The organism is Ruegeria sp. CI8, assembly GCF_056536865.1.
On the sequence record NZ_JBQFQL010000002.1, the window covers coordinates 468,201 to 484,153 of the forward strand.

The window sequence follows — 15,953 nt, forward strand, 5'->3', positions numbered from 1 at the left end:
GGCCCATATGCGCCCGCGATATTCCAAGCAGGGACCCGGTGAGGGTCCCAACTATGACTGGGAGAATGACCATACCTTCGTGAAGGTTTCCGGTCAGGACACGGGCGGGGCCTACACCCTGATGGAAGACAACTTGAAGGCCAGCTTCGCGCTTGGCCTTCATCGCCACGACAGCCACGCCGAGACTTTCTATTTCCTCGAGGGCGCCGTGGATTTCTACGTCGACGGAGATTGGCACCTGTGCACGCCGGGCACCACCATGCATGTTCCGCCGGGTGTGCCGCATGCCTGCCGCGTCGCCGACAACAAACCGGCACGAATGCTCATGATCTTTCAACCCTCCGGGTTTGACGGTTTCCTTGCGGAACTGGCAACCATGACCCAGGCAGATTTTGAGGACGAGGCCAAGATGGCCGATCTGAATGCCCGCTACGACATCGTGCCGATGGGGCCGGTGCCGCCCCATCCCGACGACCAGACCTGAGAAGCCAGCGAAATGAATGCTCCAAAGACGATGTGCGGTGTCTATCTGACAGGTCACGGTGGTCCAGAAGTTCTGGAATGGCGCGAGGATATTCCGGTTCCAGAACCCGGGTCCGGGCAGGTTCTGGTCCGCGTGGTCGCGGCAGGCGTCAACAACACCGACATCAACACGCGGATCGGATGGTATTCCTCGGACGTCACCGGCGCGACGGACGCGGTTGACCAAGAGGTCGAAGCCGGCGGGTGGGGCGGCGCGCTGTCCTTTCCCCGCATTCAAGGCGGAGATCTTTGCGGCATAGTCGAGCAGATCGGGCCGGGTGCCGGCTTCAAACCGGGGCAACGCGTGACCTGCCCGATCAACCTGCCGCGCCCGCGCCCGGGTAACCCGACAGGCTTCATCGCGCTTGGGTCCGAGATCGACGGGGCTTTTGCGCAATACTGCCTGCTCGAGGCGGATGACCTCTATGACGTGACCGCCTCACCGCTGTCGGATGTGGAAATCGCCGCCATCCCCTGTGCGTTTGGCACGGCCGAGAACCTGTTGACCCGCGCCTGCGTGACGGCCGGGCACAAGGTGCTGATCACCGGCGCCTCGGGCGGCGTCGGGCTGGCGGCCGTGCAATTGGCAGCCTTGCGGGGAGCAACCGTCTGGGCGGTGACCAGTGCGGCCAAGGCCGAAGTGGTGCGGGCGCAGGGTGCGGCTGGGACGTTCGACCGCGACACGCCGCTGCCGCCGGACAGCTTTGACGTGGTGATCGACGTAGTCGGCGGCCCGGCCTTTCCCGGACTGATCCGGACGCTGAAGCCGGGCGGCCAATATGCCGTGTCCGGGGCCATCGCCGGCCCGATCGTGCAGGCCGACCTGCGCGAGATCTACCTGCGTGACATCACGATCCACGGCTGCACCCATCAGGCTTTCGAGGTCTTCGGCCGGTTGGTCGAGTTGATGAACGCGGGTCGGATCAAGCCGTTGATTTCCAAGACTTACCCGCTGCGTGAGATCGTGCAGGCGCAGACGGCCTTTCAATCAAAGACCCTGCCCGGAAAGCTGGTTCTCATACCGTAAGGAGGCACCGAGATGGCAGACATCACGCTGTTGGATGGTTCGATCGGTCAAGAGCTGGTCAAACGTCGTGGCGAACAGCCAACCGCCTTGTGGTCAACCCGCGTAATGATCGACGAGCCGGGGTTGGTCGGAGAGATCCATCGGGATTATTTCGACCGCGGGGCAACCGTCGCGACGACAAACACCTACGCCGTGCACCGCTCTCGCCTCGTACGAGCGGGGATCGAGGATCAGCTGGAGCAACTCATCGATGCGGCTCTGACACAGGCCGAACTGGCGCGCGATGGGCGGGCGGGGCGTATCGCCGGCGCGCTGGGTCCCTTGCTGGCCACCTATCGCCCCGATCTGAACCCCGATCCCGACGAGGCCGCGCAGAAATTCGCGGAACTGGTGCGACTGATGCAGAACCGGGTGGACCTGTTCCTGATCGAAACCGTCTCGTCCGTGACCGAGGCCGAGGGCGCCCTGCGTGGAACCGAAGGCTGTGGCAAGCCGGTCTGGCTGGCCCTGTCGGTCATGGACGAGGACGGTACGCGGCTGAGGTCGGGCGAACCGCTGGGCGCGATCGCGCCACTGGTTGAACGCTTCGATCCCCAGGCGGTTCTGATCAATTGCACCCGGCCCGAGGCGGTGCCCGCAGCGCTTGAGATCCTTGCGACACTTCAAAGACCTTACGGTGCCTACGCGAATGGTTTCACCCGGATTTCTGACGGCTTCCTGAAAGACGCTCCGACAGTCGACGCGCTGGAGGCGCGCCACGATCTGGACCCGTCGGCCTATGCCGTACACGCGATGAGTTGGGTTGACCAAGGGGCCACGATCATCGGTGGATGCTGCGAAGTGGGCCCTGAGCACATCGAAGCTTTGGCCAACGCCCTGCGCTCGGCCGGGCACAGGATCGTGTGAGTGGCGGGGATGGCGGAGAAACCGGACCTTGGAAAACCCGACGGCGTCAAGGCGCAGTGGCATTTTGACGTCATCACCGCGCCGGGCTTCGTTCTGCTAGAACTGGCGTCGGTGGTGGATGTGCTGCGTCTCGCCAATCGGGTTTGTCCGCACCCGCCGTTCACTTATGCCTATCGGTCGCTCAAGGGGGGGACCATCGTCAGCAGCAGCGGCGCCAGCATTCCGACCCAGCCCGTTACGCGCCAACCGGACGCCGACTATTTGTTCGTGATCGGCAACACCGACCCGGACCAGCCCGAGCTGTCGCTGGGCCGGGTTGTGTCCGACTATACCTATCGCGGTGCGCAGGTCTTTTTGCTGGCCGAGGCCGCCAGCCGATATATCGACGAACACGGCACGCCCGATATGGCAACACATTGGGAAAACGCGTCGATCTTCCGCGAACGCGGTGCCCGGTTCGAGGCTAAGCTTTCGATCGCGACCGAGCAGGGCCCGGTCGTGACCTGCGCGGGAATGGGGGCCACGGCCGATATTGCTTTGGCGGTGATCGGGCGTCACATCTCGGGGCCGGCCAAGATGACGGTGGCTGACATCATGCTGCACGAACACATCCGCGACTTTTCGTCGTTGCAGCCGTTTTCGGGCGCCAAGACGACAACGACCGGGGACGCCCGGCTGGATCAGTGCATCAAGTTGATGCAGGCCAATATCGAAGATCCGTTACCCATCAATCAACTGGTCGAAGAGCTTGGAATGTCGAACCGCTCGCTGGAGCGCAAATTCAAAACGTTTTTTGGCACCACACCGAATGGGTTCTACCGGGAGATGCGGTTGGCCAAGGCCAACAACCTGCTTTTGAATACCACTATGAGCGTGCGCGAAATCGGCCTCGCCTGCGGCTTTCCCAACGGGTTCTCATCCGTCTACAAAAGCTTTTTCGGGATCACGCCATTCGCTCTGCGCCGCCAGAAACGCCAATCGGCGCTGCGGTGATTTTTGTGCCGCAGTTGACGTTTTTGCTGCATTTTTTGTCGCCTGTTCGTGGCACTCTGACGCCGACTCGAGATTGGAGACTTCGGAATGGTTGATCTTCCCAGCAAGGCCCGCGTGGTGATCATCGGTGGCGGTGTGATCGGATGCTCGGTGGCCTATCACCTGACCAAGAAAGGCTGGAGCGACGTTGTTCTGCTGGAGCGCAAGCAGCTGACCAGCGGCACGACCTGGCACGCGGCGGGCCTGATCGCCCAACTGCGCGCCACCGCGAACATGACCAAACTGGCGAAATACAGCCAGGAACTCTATGGCGCGCTCGAGGAGGAAACCGGCGTCGCCACGGGCTTCAAACGCTGTGGCTCGATCACCGTGGCGCTGACGGATGAGCGCAAGGAAGAGATCTACCGCCAGGCCGCCATGGCCCGCGCCTTCGGGGTCGAGGTCGAGGAGATCTCGAACGAGCGGGTGGCCGAGCTTTATCCGCATCTGAATCTGGATGGGGTCAAGGGCGCCGTCTATCTGCCGCTGGACGGCCAGGGCGACCCGGCCAATATCGCGCTGGCGCTGGCCAAGGGTGCCCGTCAGCGCGGCGCCGTCGTCAAGGAACGGGTCAAGGTCACCGAGATCGCAAAGCAGGGCCGCAAAGTTACCGGCGTCGACTGGGTGGCGGATGATGGCAGCGCCTCGGGCCATATCGAGTGTGACATGGTGGTCAACTGCGCCGGCATGTGGGGGCATCAGGTGGGGCGCATGGCGGGCGTGAACGTTCCGCTGCATGCCTGCGAGCATTTCTACATCGTGACAGAGGGCATCGACGGCCTGACCCAGCTTCCGGTTCTGCGGGTGCCGGACGAATGCGCCTATTACAAGGAGGACGCCGGGAAAATCCTGCTGGGCGCCTTCGAGCCCAACGCCAAGCCCTGGGCGATGGACGGCATCCCCGACAGTTTCGAGTTCGACCAACTGCCCGAGGATTTCGACCATTTCGAACCGATCCTCGAGGCCGCCTGCAACCGCATGCCGATGCTGGCCGAGGCGGGCATCCATACCTTCTTCAACGGGCCGGAATCCTTCACTCCCGACGACGCCTATCACCTTGGCCTTGCGCCCGAAATGGACAATGTCTGGGTCGCCGCCGGGTTCAACTCGATCGGGATCCAATCTGCGGGCGGCGCGGGAATGGCGCTGGCGGAATGGATGGACTCGGGTGAAAAACCCTTTGACCTGGGCGACGTGGACATCAGCCGGATGCAGCCATTCCAGGGCAACAAGCAGTATCTATTCGAGCGGTCCAAGGAAACGCTGGGCCTGCTCTATGCCGACCACTACCCCTATCGGCAAAAGGCCACGGCGCGCGGCGTGCGCCGGACGCCGTTCCACCACCACCTGAAAGAAAACGGGGCCGTCTTTGGCGAGCTGGCCGGCTGGGAGCGCGCGAACTGGTTTGCCAATGAGGGGCAGGAACGCGAATACCGCTACAGCTGGAAGCGCCAGAACTGGTTCGAGAACTGGGCCGCCGAACACCGCGCAGTGCGCGAGAACGTGGGCATGTATGACATGTCCTCGTTCGGAAAAATTCGGGTCGAAGGCCCCGATGCCCAGGCTTTCATGAACTATATCGGTGGCGGCGACTACGCGGTTCCAAACGGCAAAATCGTCTACACCCAATTCTTGAACCGGCATGGCGGGATCGAGGCAGACGTGACCGTGACCCGCCTTTCCGAGACCGCCTATCTGGTCGTGACCCCGGCGGCGACGCGACTGGCCGACCAGACGTGGATGATGCGTCATTCGGGCAATTTCAATGTGGTCATCACCGATGTCACGGCCGGCGAAGGCGTTCTGGCGGTGATGGGCCCCAACGCGCGGACCTTGCTTGAAAAAGTTTCGCCCAACGACTTCTCGAACACGGCAAACCCATTCGGCACCGCGCAGGAAATCGAGATCGGAATGGGCCTGGCACGCGTTCACCGCGTGACCTATGTGGGCGAACTTGGGTGGGAGGTCTACGTGTCGTCGGATATGGCCGGCCACGTTTTCGAAACGCTGCACGAGGCTGGGCAGGACATGGGCCTGAAGCTGTGCGGCATGCACATGATGGACAGCTGCCGGATCGAAAAGGGCTTCCGTCACTTCGGCCATGACATCACCTGCGAAGATCACGTTGTGGACGCCGGTCTCGGCTTTGCCGTCAAGGTGGACAAGGGATGTGATTTCATTGGCCGAGATGCGGTGATTGCCCGCAAGGACAGCGGCCCCCACAGCCGGCTGTTGCAATTCAAGCTGACCGACCCTGAACCTCTGCTGTTCCACAACGAACCGATTATCCGAGATGGCGAATATGTGGGCTACATCAGCTCAGGAAACTATGGCCACACTTTGGGTGGCGCGATCGGCATGGGTTATGTCCCCTGCAAGGGCGAAAGCGCGGCCGACGTGCTGTCCTCGACATACGAGATTGACGTCTGCGGAGTAAAGGTCCGCGCCGAGGCGTCGCTCAAACCCATGTACGATCCGAAATCCGAACGTGTGAAGGTCTGATGGCGGGTTGGGGGCGTTGCTCCTATGCAATTGTATAGCGCCGGATGGAGGTTCTTGACGAGGCCTCCATCTGGCCAAGACTTTACCGGAAAACAAGCATAGCCGAACATGGTTCTGCCGGTCGCACACCGGACGATAGGGCCGCCGACCCATCACAATTCGTTATGGGCGTCTTCAAGCTTTTCTGAGTTTCAATGGCAAAGGACTTTGCCTAAAGACGGGGGGTATCAGCTGGAGACCATTCATGGCCGAGCGCCCGACCCAAGCCCAGAACACGGATTCGCCAAAAGGCCTTGCGCTGGCTGTTACGGCGTATGTCCTTTGGGGTTTTCTGCCGCTCTACATGAAGGCAATGGCGCATATCGGTCCCGTCGAAATCGTGGCGCATCGCATCATCTGGTCGGTGCCGGTGGCCGGGCTGTTGCTGGTCGCGCTGGGGCGAACCGGTGATCTGAAGGCGGCGCTGCGCGATCCGCGCATGTTGGGAATGGCATGCCTGACGGCGGCCCTGATTTCGGTGAACTGGGCTATCTACGTCTGGGCGATCGCCAGTGGCAACGCTCTGGACGCGGCGCTGGGATATTATATCAACCCGCTGTTCAGCATAGCGCTGGGAGCGATCCTGCTACGCGAGTCCCTGACCCGAACACAGTTGATTGCCGTGGGGCTTGCCGCCTTGGGCGTTCTGGTTCTGGTGGTCGAGGCCGGCCGTCTGCCATGGGCGGCGCTGGGGTTGATGGTCAGCTGGGGATTTTATGCGTTCTTCAAGCGCTCGTTGCCCATCGGACCAAACCAGGGATTCCTGCTTGAGGTTCTGATTTTGCTGGTTCCCGCGCTGGCTTATGTGACCTGGTTGGGCGCGGAGGGTACCGGACATTTTGGAGGCGCCGCAACAGATACCATGCTGTTGGCCGGGGCAGGTATCGTGACCGCCGTTCCGCTTCTGGTCTATGCCAACGGGGCCAAGCTGGTGCGGCTTTCGACCATGGGTATCCTGCAGTACATCGCGCCGACCATGATATTCATCACGGCGATCACGCTGTTTGGTGAGCAGATCGACCGCGGGCGCATGATTGCCTTTCCGTTGATCTGGGCCGCACTGGTAGTCTATTCAGTGCCCATGATCCGTCAGGTGCGCGGTCAGACCTGATCGAGGATCATTCGCGCGGCCTGCTCTGCCCAAAGCCGATAGGCTTTGGGGCTTGGGTGATAGCCGTCCACAGCCGCCAGGGCCGGATCGTCGGGCAGGTGCAGCGCCAGATGCCGGGCCTTGGGGAAGCTCTCGATCACCTCTCTCAGCCCTTCGTCAAGGCGCGCGGATTGGCGTCCCAAAATCCATGCCAAGGGCTGTGGTAGCGCCGGGAACCGATCCATCTGCGGGACGCCCGTCACGATCACAGTCCGCACGCCCAGATCGACGGAAAGCAAGCGCATCAACTCGGCCTGTTGACGTTTGAACCGGTTGCAGGTCACGGCTCGGGTGACGTCGTTGACGCCCAAGGCCGTAACAGCCGCGTCAAACTGGCCTTCGATCCTGCGCAGGTCTTCGATCGCGTTACCGGTCGTGTGGCCGGTCGTTGCGACAAGGCGCCACTCAACGCTGAACTGGCGGCTGAGCAGTTTCACCAACTGGCCCGACAGCGCCTGTTCCTGAGTGCCTGCCCCAACACCTGCGGCTGAACTGTCGCCGGCGATCAGCAGGCGCAGTCTCGGCCCGCGGCCTTGCCGGCCCTCACGCGCACCGGAAGGTTCGGGCAGCTGCACGGCCCTTCGTCGCACCAGCAGAGCCTGTGCCGCCAGCACCGGCAGCAGCGGAACTCTCAGAAGCTGATCGGCGGCAATGGGCACGGGTGGCTCAGCTCAAAGCGTTCCGAAATTCCAGGAACCGGGGGTCTTTCATAACGCGCGCCATCATGGCCTCGCGCAGGGCGCCAACGGTCTTGTAGGGACGCATGGCGACTTCGAATGTCTGAATCAGCCCGTCATCGTTGAGCTTGATCAGGTCAACGCCAACAGCGTCCAGTTCACCCACCTTGCATTGAAACTCCAATGCCCAGTCTTTGCCATCGCCCATGATCCGGCGGTAGCGAAACTCGGAAAAAACCTGTCCAACATGACCCAATACCGCCGCCACCGGGGCGCGGCCTGTCCAGGTGCTGTAGTAGGTCGGCGGAAGGAACTGCACGTCTTCGGCCAGCAATTCATGGATCAGGCCCTCGTCGCCCTTGGCGACCACTTCCTGCATTCGTTCGATCGTCGGGTGCATGTCATCTCCTCTGCCTGGCGCGAGAGTTGCCGAGAAGCCTTCTCATCGCAAGGACGACGTTGCGAGAGGCAGCGCCCTGCGATAGGCAGCCCGCATGAGCGATACCTATGATCCCCCCAAAACGCCGCTGGACGTGCTGCACGAGGATGCGCAGGTTATCGTGGTGAACAAGCCGGCGGGCCTGCTGTCGGTTCCCGGCCGCGGAGAGCACCTGGCCGATTGTTTGCTGGTCCGTGTGCAGACCGCATTTCCGCAGGCCTTGCTGGTCCACCGGTTGGATCGGGACACTTCCGGCGTCATGATCTTTGCCCAGACCCCGCACGCCCAACGATATCTGGGACAGCAATTCGAAAACCGGCAGACACGAAAAACCTACGTCGCCCGTGTATGGGGCCGGGTGGAACCAAAGACCGGCACGGTGGACTTGCCGTTGATCGTGGATTGGCCCAACAGGCCGCGCCAGATGGTGTGCCACGAAACCGGCAAGCCGGCAGTCACGGATTGGCGGGTCGTCCGGTACGACGGGGACACGACCCGCGTTCGCCTGTTTCCAAAAACCGGCCGCTCGCACCAGTTGCGGGTCCATATGCAGGCACTGGGCCATCCGATCCTGGGCGACCCGTTCTATGCCGAAGGACCGGCGCGCGACTTCCCCAGGCTGATGCTTCATTCCGAGGAGTTGCGCGTCAAACACCCCGAGGATGGCATATCTATGAAATTTCGCGCGTTGCCGGATTTCTGAGCGCCTTGAGGGCGGCGGGTATTCGCCGATCTCACGTTTTTGTCGCTTGAGCCTGTTTGTGTCAGGCGTGCTATAATCACGTCAAACACGTAACCCGGAAAAACGGGTGCAAGAGCAGAAGGTGAACCCATGAAAATTTCCAGATTTTTGCTGCCGGTCGGGCTGAGCGCCGCATTTGTGCTGGGGGCCTGTACCGACCCCGGTACATTGCGGGTTCAGGACGACCCGAACCAGAGCGCCAAGCAGGGAGCGTTGCTGGGCGGTCTGATTGGCGCCGGTGTTGGCGCCATCGCCAATGACTCGAACCCTGGGCTGGGTGCCGTTGCCGGTGCGGCCATCGGTGCTGCCGGTGGCGGGTTGATCGGCAACCAGTTGGACCGGCAGGCAGCCGAACTGCGTCAGCAACTGGCCAATGACGGTATCACCATCGTCAACGCCGGAGACCGGCTGATCGTCACGGTTCCGAATGACATCACCTTCGACACCGACAGCGCCACGGTCCGACCTGCGCTGAGGGCGGATCTGGTCCGCGTGGGGCAGAACCTCGTGAACTATCCCAACTCGAACGTACAGATCATCGGGCATACCGACAGCGATGGTGAAGCCGGCTACAATCAGATCCTGTCCGAACGCCGCGCCAATGCGGTGGCGGATGTCCTGCAGGCCAATGGCGTCAGCTATGCGCGCATCGCCACGATCGGCCGCGGTGAAAACCAACCGATCGCCTCGAACCTGACGCCCGAGGGCAAGGCGCAGAACCGCCGGGTCGAGATCGTGATCGTGCCCAGCGGCAACGCCTGAGCCGATCAACTGCCAACCGCTGGGGGCCGCCGCAAGCGGCCCCTTTCTTTTTTGCACATTGACTGCGCGTCAGGCAGGCTATGGTTTGCGGTCGGGATGACTAAACTGCAGCCGAAACACATGACGGAGATATCCTGATGTCCGAACCGATCCTTCTGGGCCTGTCCGGCTCGTTGCGGCAGAACGCCACCAATCGACGCCTGATCCGTGAAGCGGCGCGCCTGTTCGGCGCGGGAACGTTCATCGAAGCTGATCTGAATCTGCCACTCTATGATGGAGATGCTGAGGAGGCCGACGGGATCCCGGCCGAAGTTCAGATCCTGGCGGACCAGATCGCCGGTGCCCATGCGGTGGTCATTTCCACTCCGGAATACAACAAGGGGCCGTCAGGCGTTCTGAAAAACGCGCTGGACTGGGTCAGCCGAACCAAGGGCAATCCCTGGGCCGACAAACCGGTTGCGGTGATGTCCGCGGCGGCGGGCCGGGCCGGCGGCGAACGGGCGCAGATGATCCTGCGGTCTTTCATGGTGCCGTTTCAGCCGCGCATCCTGCAGGGCCCCGAAATTCATCTGGCCGACAGCTCGAACGAGTTCGACGATGCAGGTCGGCTGCGCAGCGACCGGTACGAACGGACGCTGGGCCAGTTGATGGAGAAGCTGCGGGCCGAAGCAGGTTTCTGAGCCTTGTCGGGCTGGCCGAGCCTGCTTAGGGTGCGGCCATGACGGATCAAGTTTCCTCGGAAATTCAGCACGACGTGATGGACCCTGCCCGGGCGGCGGCGTTTCAGGTGGCGTTGGGGCAGGCACCTTCGATCGGCATGGGCACGTCGCTGCCACTTTTTTTTCACCAGTTGTATTTCTGGTCACCGCGCCCGCCCGAGGGCTTGGGGCGCGACGGCCATCCCGCGGTGGGCGGAGGGCTGGTCCCCGACTTCGGTCTTCCGCGTCGGATGTGGGCCGGTGGTCGACTGCGGTTCGCCGCTCCGCTGATCGCTGGCACACCGGCCGAACGCCGCTCGACCTTGAGCAATGTAAGCACCAAGACCGGACGGACTGGGCCCTTGGGGTTTGTGACCCTCAAGCACGAAATCTGGCAGGACGACACGCTGTGCCTGACAGAATGGCAGGACCTTGTCTATCGCGAGGATCCGTCGGCCGATGCACCAAAACCAGCGGCCCCGGTTGCCCGGACGGACGAAACAGACCTGCGCCAGATCGCGTTCGACACCACGCTGCTGTTTCGGTACTCGGCGCTGACTTTCAATGGCCACCGCATCCACTATGACCTTGACTATGCCCGCGATGTCGAAGGCTATGCCGGGCTGGTGGTTCATGGACCGCTTCTGGCGCAGCACCTGATGCTGCTCGCCACTGATCTCATGGGGCCGCTGGCCGAGTTTTCCTTTCGCGCGTCCTCTCCGCTGATGCATTTCGAGCTTGCCACGCTGTGCCGAAACGGGAACGATTTTTGGGTCCGCGGTCCGGACGGGCGGCAGTGCATGCAGGCCGTGGCCCTTCCACGGTCACAGTGACGCCTCGGGGCGGAAGCCTTCGGGTATCGAATCCTTTCCTTCCAGCACCAGGTCTGCCATGACCGCGGCCACCATGGGGGCCATGCCGAACCCGATTTTGAAGCCGCCATTGGCAATGAACTGACCCTTGTGCAGCGGGTGTGCGCCCAGCATCGGCGCTCGGCTCTTGCTGCGGGGGCGGACTCCGGCCCAACGCTCGATCACCTCCGCGCCGTGTAGAACAGGAACCGCCTGCAACGCGCGCTGGATCACATCGTCAAGCGCAGCATCGGTGCCGGTCGGGTCGTCATAGTCCCGCTCGGACGTCGAGCCGATGGCCAGTGTCCCGTCGGCGTGGGGCACGAAATGGATCGACTCCGCAAACAGCTGCGGCACCTGGCCCGCGTCGAACCGCAGCAGTGCCGCCTGTCCCTTGACCCCGTTTCCGACCGCCTTGCCGAAAGCATCGGATAGCTCCAACAGGCCGGACACCCCGGTCGCATGAATGACTGCCCCAGTGTCCGGGGCCTCGGGCACGACCTCAACCCCCATCACGGCCAGCGCGGCCACCAGCGCGGCGCAGGCCCGGCGTGGATGCATGCGTGCACTCAACGTATCGTGGATGACGAATCCCGTTGCGCTGGGCGGGCACCATGATCCGACCGAGCGCGCCTCGACCACGGTCCATTCAGCCCGACCCTGCCAAAGGTCGCGGGCCGAGGCCGCACGCTGATGCGCCAGGTCGAGGCTCTTTGGGTCGTTGATGGGCTGGATCCGCCCCAGACGCGCATAGCCGGGCGAAACGCCGCCGGTGGCCTCCACCTGTCGCCAAAACGGTTCGGCCATCAGCAGGCTTTCGAATTGGAATGCTTTCTTGTCGTTCCAGTTTTCCGGAACGTGCGGGGCAAGGGCACCCACCAGCCCGCCGCTGGACCCTGAACCCGCGCCGTAGGGATCGACGACCCGGACCCTGGCGCCACGTCGCGCACAAGTCCAGGCGATGGACAGGCCAAATATACCAGCCCCGCGGATCGTCACATCGACCATTGCCAATCCCCTTTTCCTTGTTCAGTGTCGCGCCGCTTAGCTACAGGAATTCCCGATGGCAGACCAGCGCGCCAAATTGTCGTGGAGGGATGAGACAGTCCCTGTTTCTGATCGTTTCGACGACCCCTATTTCAGCCTTCAGAACGGACTGGAGGAGACCCGTCATGTCTTTTTGCAAGGCAACGATCTGCCCGCTCGCTTTGCCCCCGGTTTTCACATCGCCGAGCTGGGGTTCGGAACCGGACTGAACATGCTGACCGCTTGGTCGGAATGGGAGAAGTCCGGACAATCGGGTCCGCTGACGTTCACCAGTTTCGAAGCCTTTCCGATGGCCCCTGCCGATATGAAGCGCGCGCTTGCGGCCTTTCCCGAGCTGGCGCCCTGGGCCGACCGGTTCCTTGACCGATGGCAGGGTGGCGGCTGTGATTTGGACACGCTGCGTCTGACCGTGATCGAAGGTGATGCCCGCCAGACCCTGCCTGTTTGGGACGGGCTCGCCGATGCCTGGTTCCTGGATGGGTTCTCGCCCGCCAAGAACCCTGAGCTGTGGCAGCCGGAACTGATACGGCAAGTGGCGGCCCATACAGCGCCCGAAGGGACGGCCGCCACCTATACCGCAGCCGGGTTCGTGCGGCGTGGGTTGCAGGAAGCCGGGTTTTCGGTATCCCGCGCGCCGGGATACGGCCGCAAACGGCACATGACGCGGGCGACCAAGGCATGACCCAGACAAACAATGTGCGGGCGGGTATTGCGCTGATGATCGCGGCCACGATCGTGTTTGCGTTGCAGGACGGCATCTCGCGCCATCTGGCCGGCACGTACAACACCTACATGGTGGTCATGCTGCGATACTGGTTCTTTGCGGCTTTCGTGATTGCCTTGGCGGCGCGTGCACCCGGTGGTCTGGCGGCCGTCGCCCGGACGCGGCAACCGGGCCTGCAGATCCTGCGCGGCCTGCTGCTTGCCGGCGAGATCTGCGTCGCCGTCTACGGCTTTACCATTCTCGGCCTGATCGAGAGCCAGGCGGTGTTCATCTGTTATCCGCTTCTGGTCGCCGCGCTCAGCGGGCCGGTGCTGGGCGAGAAGGTCGGCTGGCGGCGCTGGTCGGCCATCGGGGTCGGATGCGTTGGCGTGCTGATCATTCTGCAGCCCGGCATGGGCGTTTTCAATCCGTGGGCAGTGATCCCCTTGATCTCGGCGCTGATGTTTGCGTTCTACGGTCTGCTGACCCGCTATGCTGCACGTCAGGACAGCACCGCAACCAGTTTCTTCTGGACCGGGATCGTCGGTGCATTGATCATGACCTGCATTGGCCTGTGGTTCTGGGAGCCGATGGTGCCGCGGGATTGGTTCTGGATGGGGCTGCTGTGCATTACCGGCGTTTTGGGGCATTGGCTGCTGATCAAGTGCTACGAGATGGCAGAGGCCAGCGCCGTACAGCCCTTTGCCTATTTCCACCTGATGTGGAGCGCAATCCTGGGCATCACGATCTTTGACGAGACCCTGCGCCCCGCGGTGGTCGCGGGGGCGGGGCTGGTGGTGGCGGCGGGTCTGTTCACCCTATGGCGCGAACGCCGACAGGGTTGATCCGACCAACTCCTGCGAGAACGGGATCGGCAGCGCGGGTTTGCCCAGCCTTGCGCGGTAGACAGGCAGGCTCTCGGTCACCCGCATCACATAGTTGCGGGTCTCGTTGAAGGGGATCGTCTCGATCCAGTCGACGATATCCACCGCGCCGGTTCGCGGGTCGCCGTAGCGGTCCATCCATGATTTCGGGCGATTGGGGCCGGCATTGTAACCTGCGGCCATCATCACGACGTTGCCGTTGAATTCGGCAGCCAGCCCGGCCAGATAGTTTGCCCCCAGTTTGGCGTTGTATCGCCAATCCGAGGTCAAACGTCCCGTCTGATGACCGCTGAGAATGCCCAGTTCCTGCGCGACCAGCTTGGCGGTCGCAGGCATCACCTGCATCAGGCCGCGCGCGCCGGCACCGCTGATCACGACCGGGTCGAATTCGCTTTCGCGGCGGGCGATGGCCAGGGTCATTTCCTTGGCCATTGGCAATCCGATATCCGCAACGGGATGGACCGGGTAATACGCTGCGGGCAATACGACTCCATTCGTCGCGGCCCGTTTGGCGATCATTACCGCCAGATGCGGCTCCTTCAACTCGACCGCCAGATCACCCAGCTGGCCGGCCTGCACCGGATCCAGGCTTTCGACCAGGTGCGTCAGGAACCGTTCGCCCAATTCCGGCTCACCAGCTCGTATCAGCAGCAGCCCCGCCTCAAGCACACTGGACTTGGCGAACTCGGCCTGTTTCCAATGGGGCGCCCGGCGCGGGTTGGCCAGGTCGCTGTCAAATGGCCGTCCGATCTGTTCTGCAGCCAACAGACCATAGAACGAGGTCTGATAGTCGGCGCCGATTGCATAAGCCTCGTAGGCTTTCTCGGCGTTTCCGGTTGCGGCGTAGGCCCGGCCCAACCAATACCCGCCCCGACCCATCGAGATCGGAGACTTCACAGCCCCCAGAAAGTTCTGGAAATGCCGAACGGCCGTGGCCGGGTCGTTCAGCTTGCGCAAAGCCAGGAAACCCGACAGCCACTCGAGGTCGGCATAACCATACCCCATCTCGGGTGTCATGTGGTGATTGGCGGCGATGGCATAGGCCCGGTTCGCATCACCCTGACGCATTTCCAGCCGAGCCAGCCTGCGTCGCCCTTCGGCCCACATGTCGGGTTCGCCCAGTGCCTGCGGGCTGGTCGAGCGCGCCAGCATCAGATCAATGGCGCTGTCGTCCAGCTCTTTGCGGTCCCGCCATACGAACCGGTCAAAGGCCAGCCCCGGATCATCGGCAAGCGCCTTCGGAACGGCGGCAACCTTGCCATCCACGCCGGGTTGGCGCTTTTGCAGGGCGATCCGCGCTTCGGCCAGTTTGCGGTAGTCTTCGCTGACCAGCGGCAGCATCTGGGCCGAGCTGATCAGATGACCATCCCACAGCATTCGGTCCAGACGAGCCTCGTGATGCGGTTTCAGCAGTGACCCGAAGTTCTGAACGTAGTCCTGCTGCAAGCCCGAGCCCATCGGCATCGTCCGCCAGGCAGTGACGATATCCGCCTCGGCCTCACCGGTTCGGCCTTTGGCCTTCAGTGCCACAGCATAGTTCAGAGCTCCTTCGGCAGTCTGTGGCGGGTTGTCCTTGTAGAACTTCAGCACCCGGTCCGGGTCCGCGCCGGTAAAGGACGGCTCGCTTTTGCGGCGCAGCCAGGCAAGGCCCGGCCAATCGGGCCGCCGTTCCAGAAAGACCAGAACATCGCCCGAGCTGCCGAAGCCTTGGCGCAGCCAGTGCCACACGATGATGTCGCGCGCGACCGAGCCGCGGGTGCCGGCCACGCGCAAGGCGGCGTTCCAGTCGCCTTTGCGCATTTCGGACATTGCGGCCCGAAGATCGGAAACCGCATCGGCCCGCACGACCTGAGTTTGAAGCGTCAAAGCTAGAATCATCGTCGCGATCAGCGACAGAATCCGTGTCATCCCTTGCATTTCCCGACCAACCGAGGATACAGCCATTCAGGATAAACCTTGCGCCGCCGGGATC

16 protein-coding genes are annotated in these 15,953 nt (G+C 62.7%); 12 read left to right on the forward strand and 4 right to left on the reverse strand.

Annotated elements, in window-relative coordinates; genetic code table 11:
* Positions 1 to 7 precede the first annotated feature (7 nt).
* The 6 genes from ACR0DA_RS12975 to rarD all read left to right on the forward strand — a co-directional run bounded on the left by ACR0DA_RS12975 (position 8) and on the right by rarD (position 7,139).
* Entirely contained in the window at positions 8 to 484 is a 477-nt protein-coding gene (locus ACR0DA_RS12975; RefSeq protein WP_093964282.1) for a cupin domain-containing protein, read from the forward strand.
* A gap of 12 nt (positions 485 to 496) precedes the next feature.
* The gene (locus ACR0DA_RS12980; RefSeq protein WP_170510221.1) at positions 497 to 1,549 is read left to right on the forward strand and encodes an alcohol dehydrogenase family protein; all 1,053 of its coding nucleotides are present in this window, start codon (positions 497 to 499) and stop codon (positions 1,547 to 1,549) included.
* A gap of 12 nt (positions 1,550 to 1,561) precedes the next feature.
* Positions 1,562 to 2,455: a homocysteine S-methyltransferase family protein gene (locus tag ACR0DA_RS12985; RefSeq protein WP_480754348.1), complete on the forward strand. Its 894-nt coding sequence runs from the start codon at positions 1,562 to 1,564 to the stop codon at positions 2,453 to 2,455.
* Between the two features lie 9 nt (positions 2,456 to 2,464).
* Positions 2,465 to 3,448, forward strand: a complete 984-nt coding sequence (locus ACR0DA_RS12990; protein ID WP_480754350.1) for a GlxA family transcriptional regulator — start codon at positions 2,465 to 2,467, stop codon at positions 3,446 to 3,448.
* An 87-nt stretch (positions 3,449 to 3,535) separates the two neighbouring features.
* Positions 3,536 to 5,989: a GcvT family protein gene (locus ACR0DA_RS12995; protein ID WP_480754351.1), complete on the forward strand. Its 2,454-nt coding sequence runs from the start codon at positions 3,536 to 3,538 to the stop codon at positions 5,987 to 5,989.
* A 244-nt stretch (positions 5,990 to 6,233) separates the two neighbouring features.
* Positions 6,234 to 7,139, forward strand: coding sequence for an EamA family transporter RarD (gene rarD, locus ACR0DA_RS13000; protein ID WP_170360854.1), 906 nt, complete (start codon positions 6,234 to 6,236; stop codon positions 7,137 to 7,139).
* Here the strand turns inward: rarD and ACR0DA_RS13005 are convergent.
* Together ACR0DA_RS13005 and ACR0DA_RS13010 are read right to left on the reverse strand one after the other, a co-directional pair.
* A complete protein-coding gene (locus ACR0DA_RS13005) occupies positions 7,130 to 7,837 on the reverse strand; it encodes an SGNH/GDSL hydrolase family protein (protein WP_480754353.1) in 708 nt (235 codons plus the stop codon). The genes rarD and ACR0DA_RS13005 overlap by 10 nt on opposite strands.
* Before the next feature lie 7 nt (positions 7,838 to 7,844).
* On the reverse strand, positions 7,845 to 8,255 hold the full coding sequence (locus ACR0DA_RS13010) for a nuclear transport factor 2 family protein (protein WP_480754354.1): 411 nt from the start codon (positions 8,253 to 8,255) through the stop codon (positions 7,845 to 7,847).
* Positions 8,256 to 8,349: 94 nt separating this feature from the next.
* Here ACR0DA_RS13010 and ACR0DA_RS13015 point away from each other — a divergent pair, with 94 nt between their 5' ends.
* The 4 genes from ACR0DA_RS13015 (at position 8,350) to ACR0DA_RS13030 (ending at position 11,329) form a co-directional block, all read left to right on the forward strand.
* Positions 8,350 to 8,997 carry an RluA family pseudouridine synthase gene (locus tag ACR0DA_RS13015; protein WP_170529722.1) on the forward strand — a complete coding sequence of 216 codons (648 nt, stop codon included), beginning with the start codon at positions 8,350 to 8,352 and terminating at the stop codon, positions 8,995 to 8,997.
* Between the two features lie 129 nt (positions 8,998 to 9,126).
* Entirely contained in the window at positions 9,127 to 9,798 is a 672-nt protein-coding gene (locus ACR0DA_RS13020) for a YiaD family glycine zipper/OmpA-like lipoprotein (RefSeq protein WP_093964290.1), read from the forward strand.
* Positions 9,799 to 9,935: 137 nt separating this feature from the next.
* Positions 9,936 to 10,478 carry an NADPH-dependent FMN reductase gene (locus tag ACR0DA_RS13025; protein WP_093964291.1) on the forward strand — a complete coding sequence of 181 codons (543 nt, stop codon included), beginning with the start codon at positions 9,936 to 9,938 and terminating at the stop codon, positions 10,476 to 10,478.
* A 38-nt stretch (positions 10,479 to 10,516) separates the two neighbouring features.
* On the forward strand, positions 10,517 to 11,329 hold the full coding sequence (locus ACR0DA_RS13030) for an HTD2 family dehydratase (RefSeq protein ID WP_480754356.1): 813 nt from the start codon (positions 10,517 to 10,519) through the stop codon (positions 11,327 to 11,329).
* Here ACR0DA_RS13030 and ACR0DA_RS13035 read toward each other — a convergent pair.
* Positions 11,321 to 12,355, reverse strand: a complete 1,035-nt coding sequence (locus ACR0DA_RS13035; protein WP_480754357.1) for an NAD(P)/FAD-dependent oxidoreductase — start codon at positions 12,353 to 12,355, stop codon at positions 11,321 to 11,323. The genes ACR0DA_RS13030 and ACR0DA_RS13035 overlap by 9 nt on opposite strands.
* Positions 12,356 to 12,410: 55 nt before the next feature.
* Between ACR0DA_RS13035 and mnmC2 the strand changes: the two genes are divergently transcribed.
* Both mnmC2 and ACR0DA_RS13045 read left to right on the forward strand, forming a co-directional pair.
* Positions 12,411 to 13,076: a tRNA (5-methylaminomethyl-2-thiouridine)(34)-methyltransferase MnmC2 gene (gene mnmC2, locus ACR0DA_RS13040; RefSeq protein ID WP_170360866.1), complete on the forward strand. Its 666-nt coding sequence runs from the start codon at positions 12,411 to 12,413 to the stop codon at positions 13,074 to 13,076.
* On the forward strand, positions 13,073 to 13,942 hold the full coding sequence (locus ACR0DA_RS13045; RefSeq protein WP_170596568.1) for a DMT family transporter: 870 nt from the start codon (positions 13,073 to 13,075) through the stop codon (positions 13,940 to 13,942). The genes mnmC2 and ACR0DA_RS13045 overlap by 4 nt, the downstream gene beginning before the upstream one ends.
* Here the strand turns inward: ACR0DA_RS13045 and ACR0DA_RS13050 are convergent.
* Complete coding sequence (locus ACR0DA_RS13050) at positions 13,916 to 15,889, reverse strand: lytic transglycosylase domain-containing protein (RefSeq protein WP_480754359.1); 1,974 nt, start codon at positions 15,887 to 15,889, stop codon at positions 13,916 to 13,918. The genes ACR0DA_RS13045 and ACR0DA_RS13050 overlap by 27 nt on opposite strands.
* Positions 15,890 to 15,953: the final 64 nt, after the last annotated feature.

Coding starts and splice junctions, on each gene's coding strand:
- ACR0DA_RS12975 (WP_093964282.1), top strand. CDS start 8: ATGCGCCCGCGATATTCCAAGCAGGGACCCGGTGAGGGTCCCAACTAT.
- ACR0DA_RS12980 (WP_170510221.1), top strand. CDS start 497: ATGAATGCTCCAAAGACGATGTGCGGTGTCTATCTGACAGGTCACGGT.
- ACR0DA_RS12985 (WP_480754348.1), top strand. CDS start 1,562: ATGGCAGACATCACGCTGTTGGATGGTTCGATCGGTCAAGAGCTGGTC.
- ACR0DA_RS12990 (WP_480754350.1), top strand. CDS start 2,465: ATGGCGGAGAAACCGGACCTTGGAAAACCCGACGGCGTCAAGGCGCAG.
- ACR0DA_RS12995 (WP_480754351.1), top strand. CDS start 3,536: ATGGTTGATCTTCCCAGCAAGGCCCGCGTGGTGATCATCGGTGGCGGT.
- rarD (WP_170360854.1), top strand. CDS start 6,234: ATGGCCGAGCGCCCGACCCAAGCCCAGAACACGGATTCGCCAAAAGGC.
- ACR0DA_RS13010 (WP_480754354.1), bottom strand. CDS start 8,255: ATGCACCCGACGATCGAACGAATGCAGGAAGTGGTCGCCAAGGGCGAC.
- ACR0DA_RS13015 (WP_170529722.1), top strand. CDS start 8,350: ATGAGCGATACCTATGATCCCCCCAAAACGCCGCTGGACGTGCTGCAC.
- ACR0DA_RS13020 (WP_093964290.1), top strand. CDS start 9,127: ATGAAAATTTCCAGATTTTTGCTGCCGGTCGGGCTGAGCGCCGCATTT.
- ACR0DA_RS13025 (WP_093964291.1), top strand. CDS start 9,936: ATGTCCGAACCGATCCTTCTGGGCCTGTCCGGCTCGTTGCGGCAGAAC.
- ACR0DA_RS13030 (WP_480754356.1), top strand. CDS start 10,517: ATGACGGATCAAGTTTCCTCGGAAATTCAGCACGACGTGATGGACCCT.
- ACR0DA_RS13035 (WP_480754357.1), bottom strand. CDS start 12,355: ATGGTCGATGTGACGATCCGCGGGGCTGGTATATTTGGCCTGTCCATC.
- mnmC2 (WP_170360866.1), top strand. CDS start 12,411: ATGGCAGACCAGCGCGCCAAATTGTCGTGGAGGGATGAGACAGTCCCT.
- ACR0DA_RS13045 (WP_170596568.1), top strand. CDS start 13,073: ATGACCCAGACAAACAATGTGCGGGCGGGTATTGCGCTGATGATCGCG.
- ACR0DA_RS13050 (WP_480754359.1), bottom strand. CDS start 15,889: ATGACACGGATTCTGTCGCTGATCGCGACGATGATTCTAGCTTTGACG.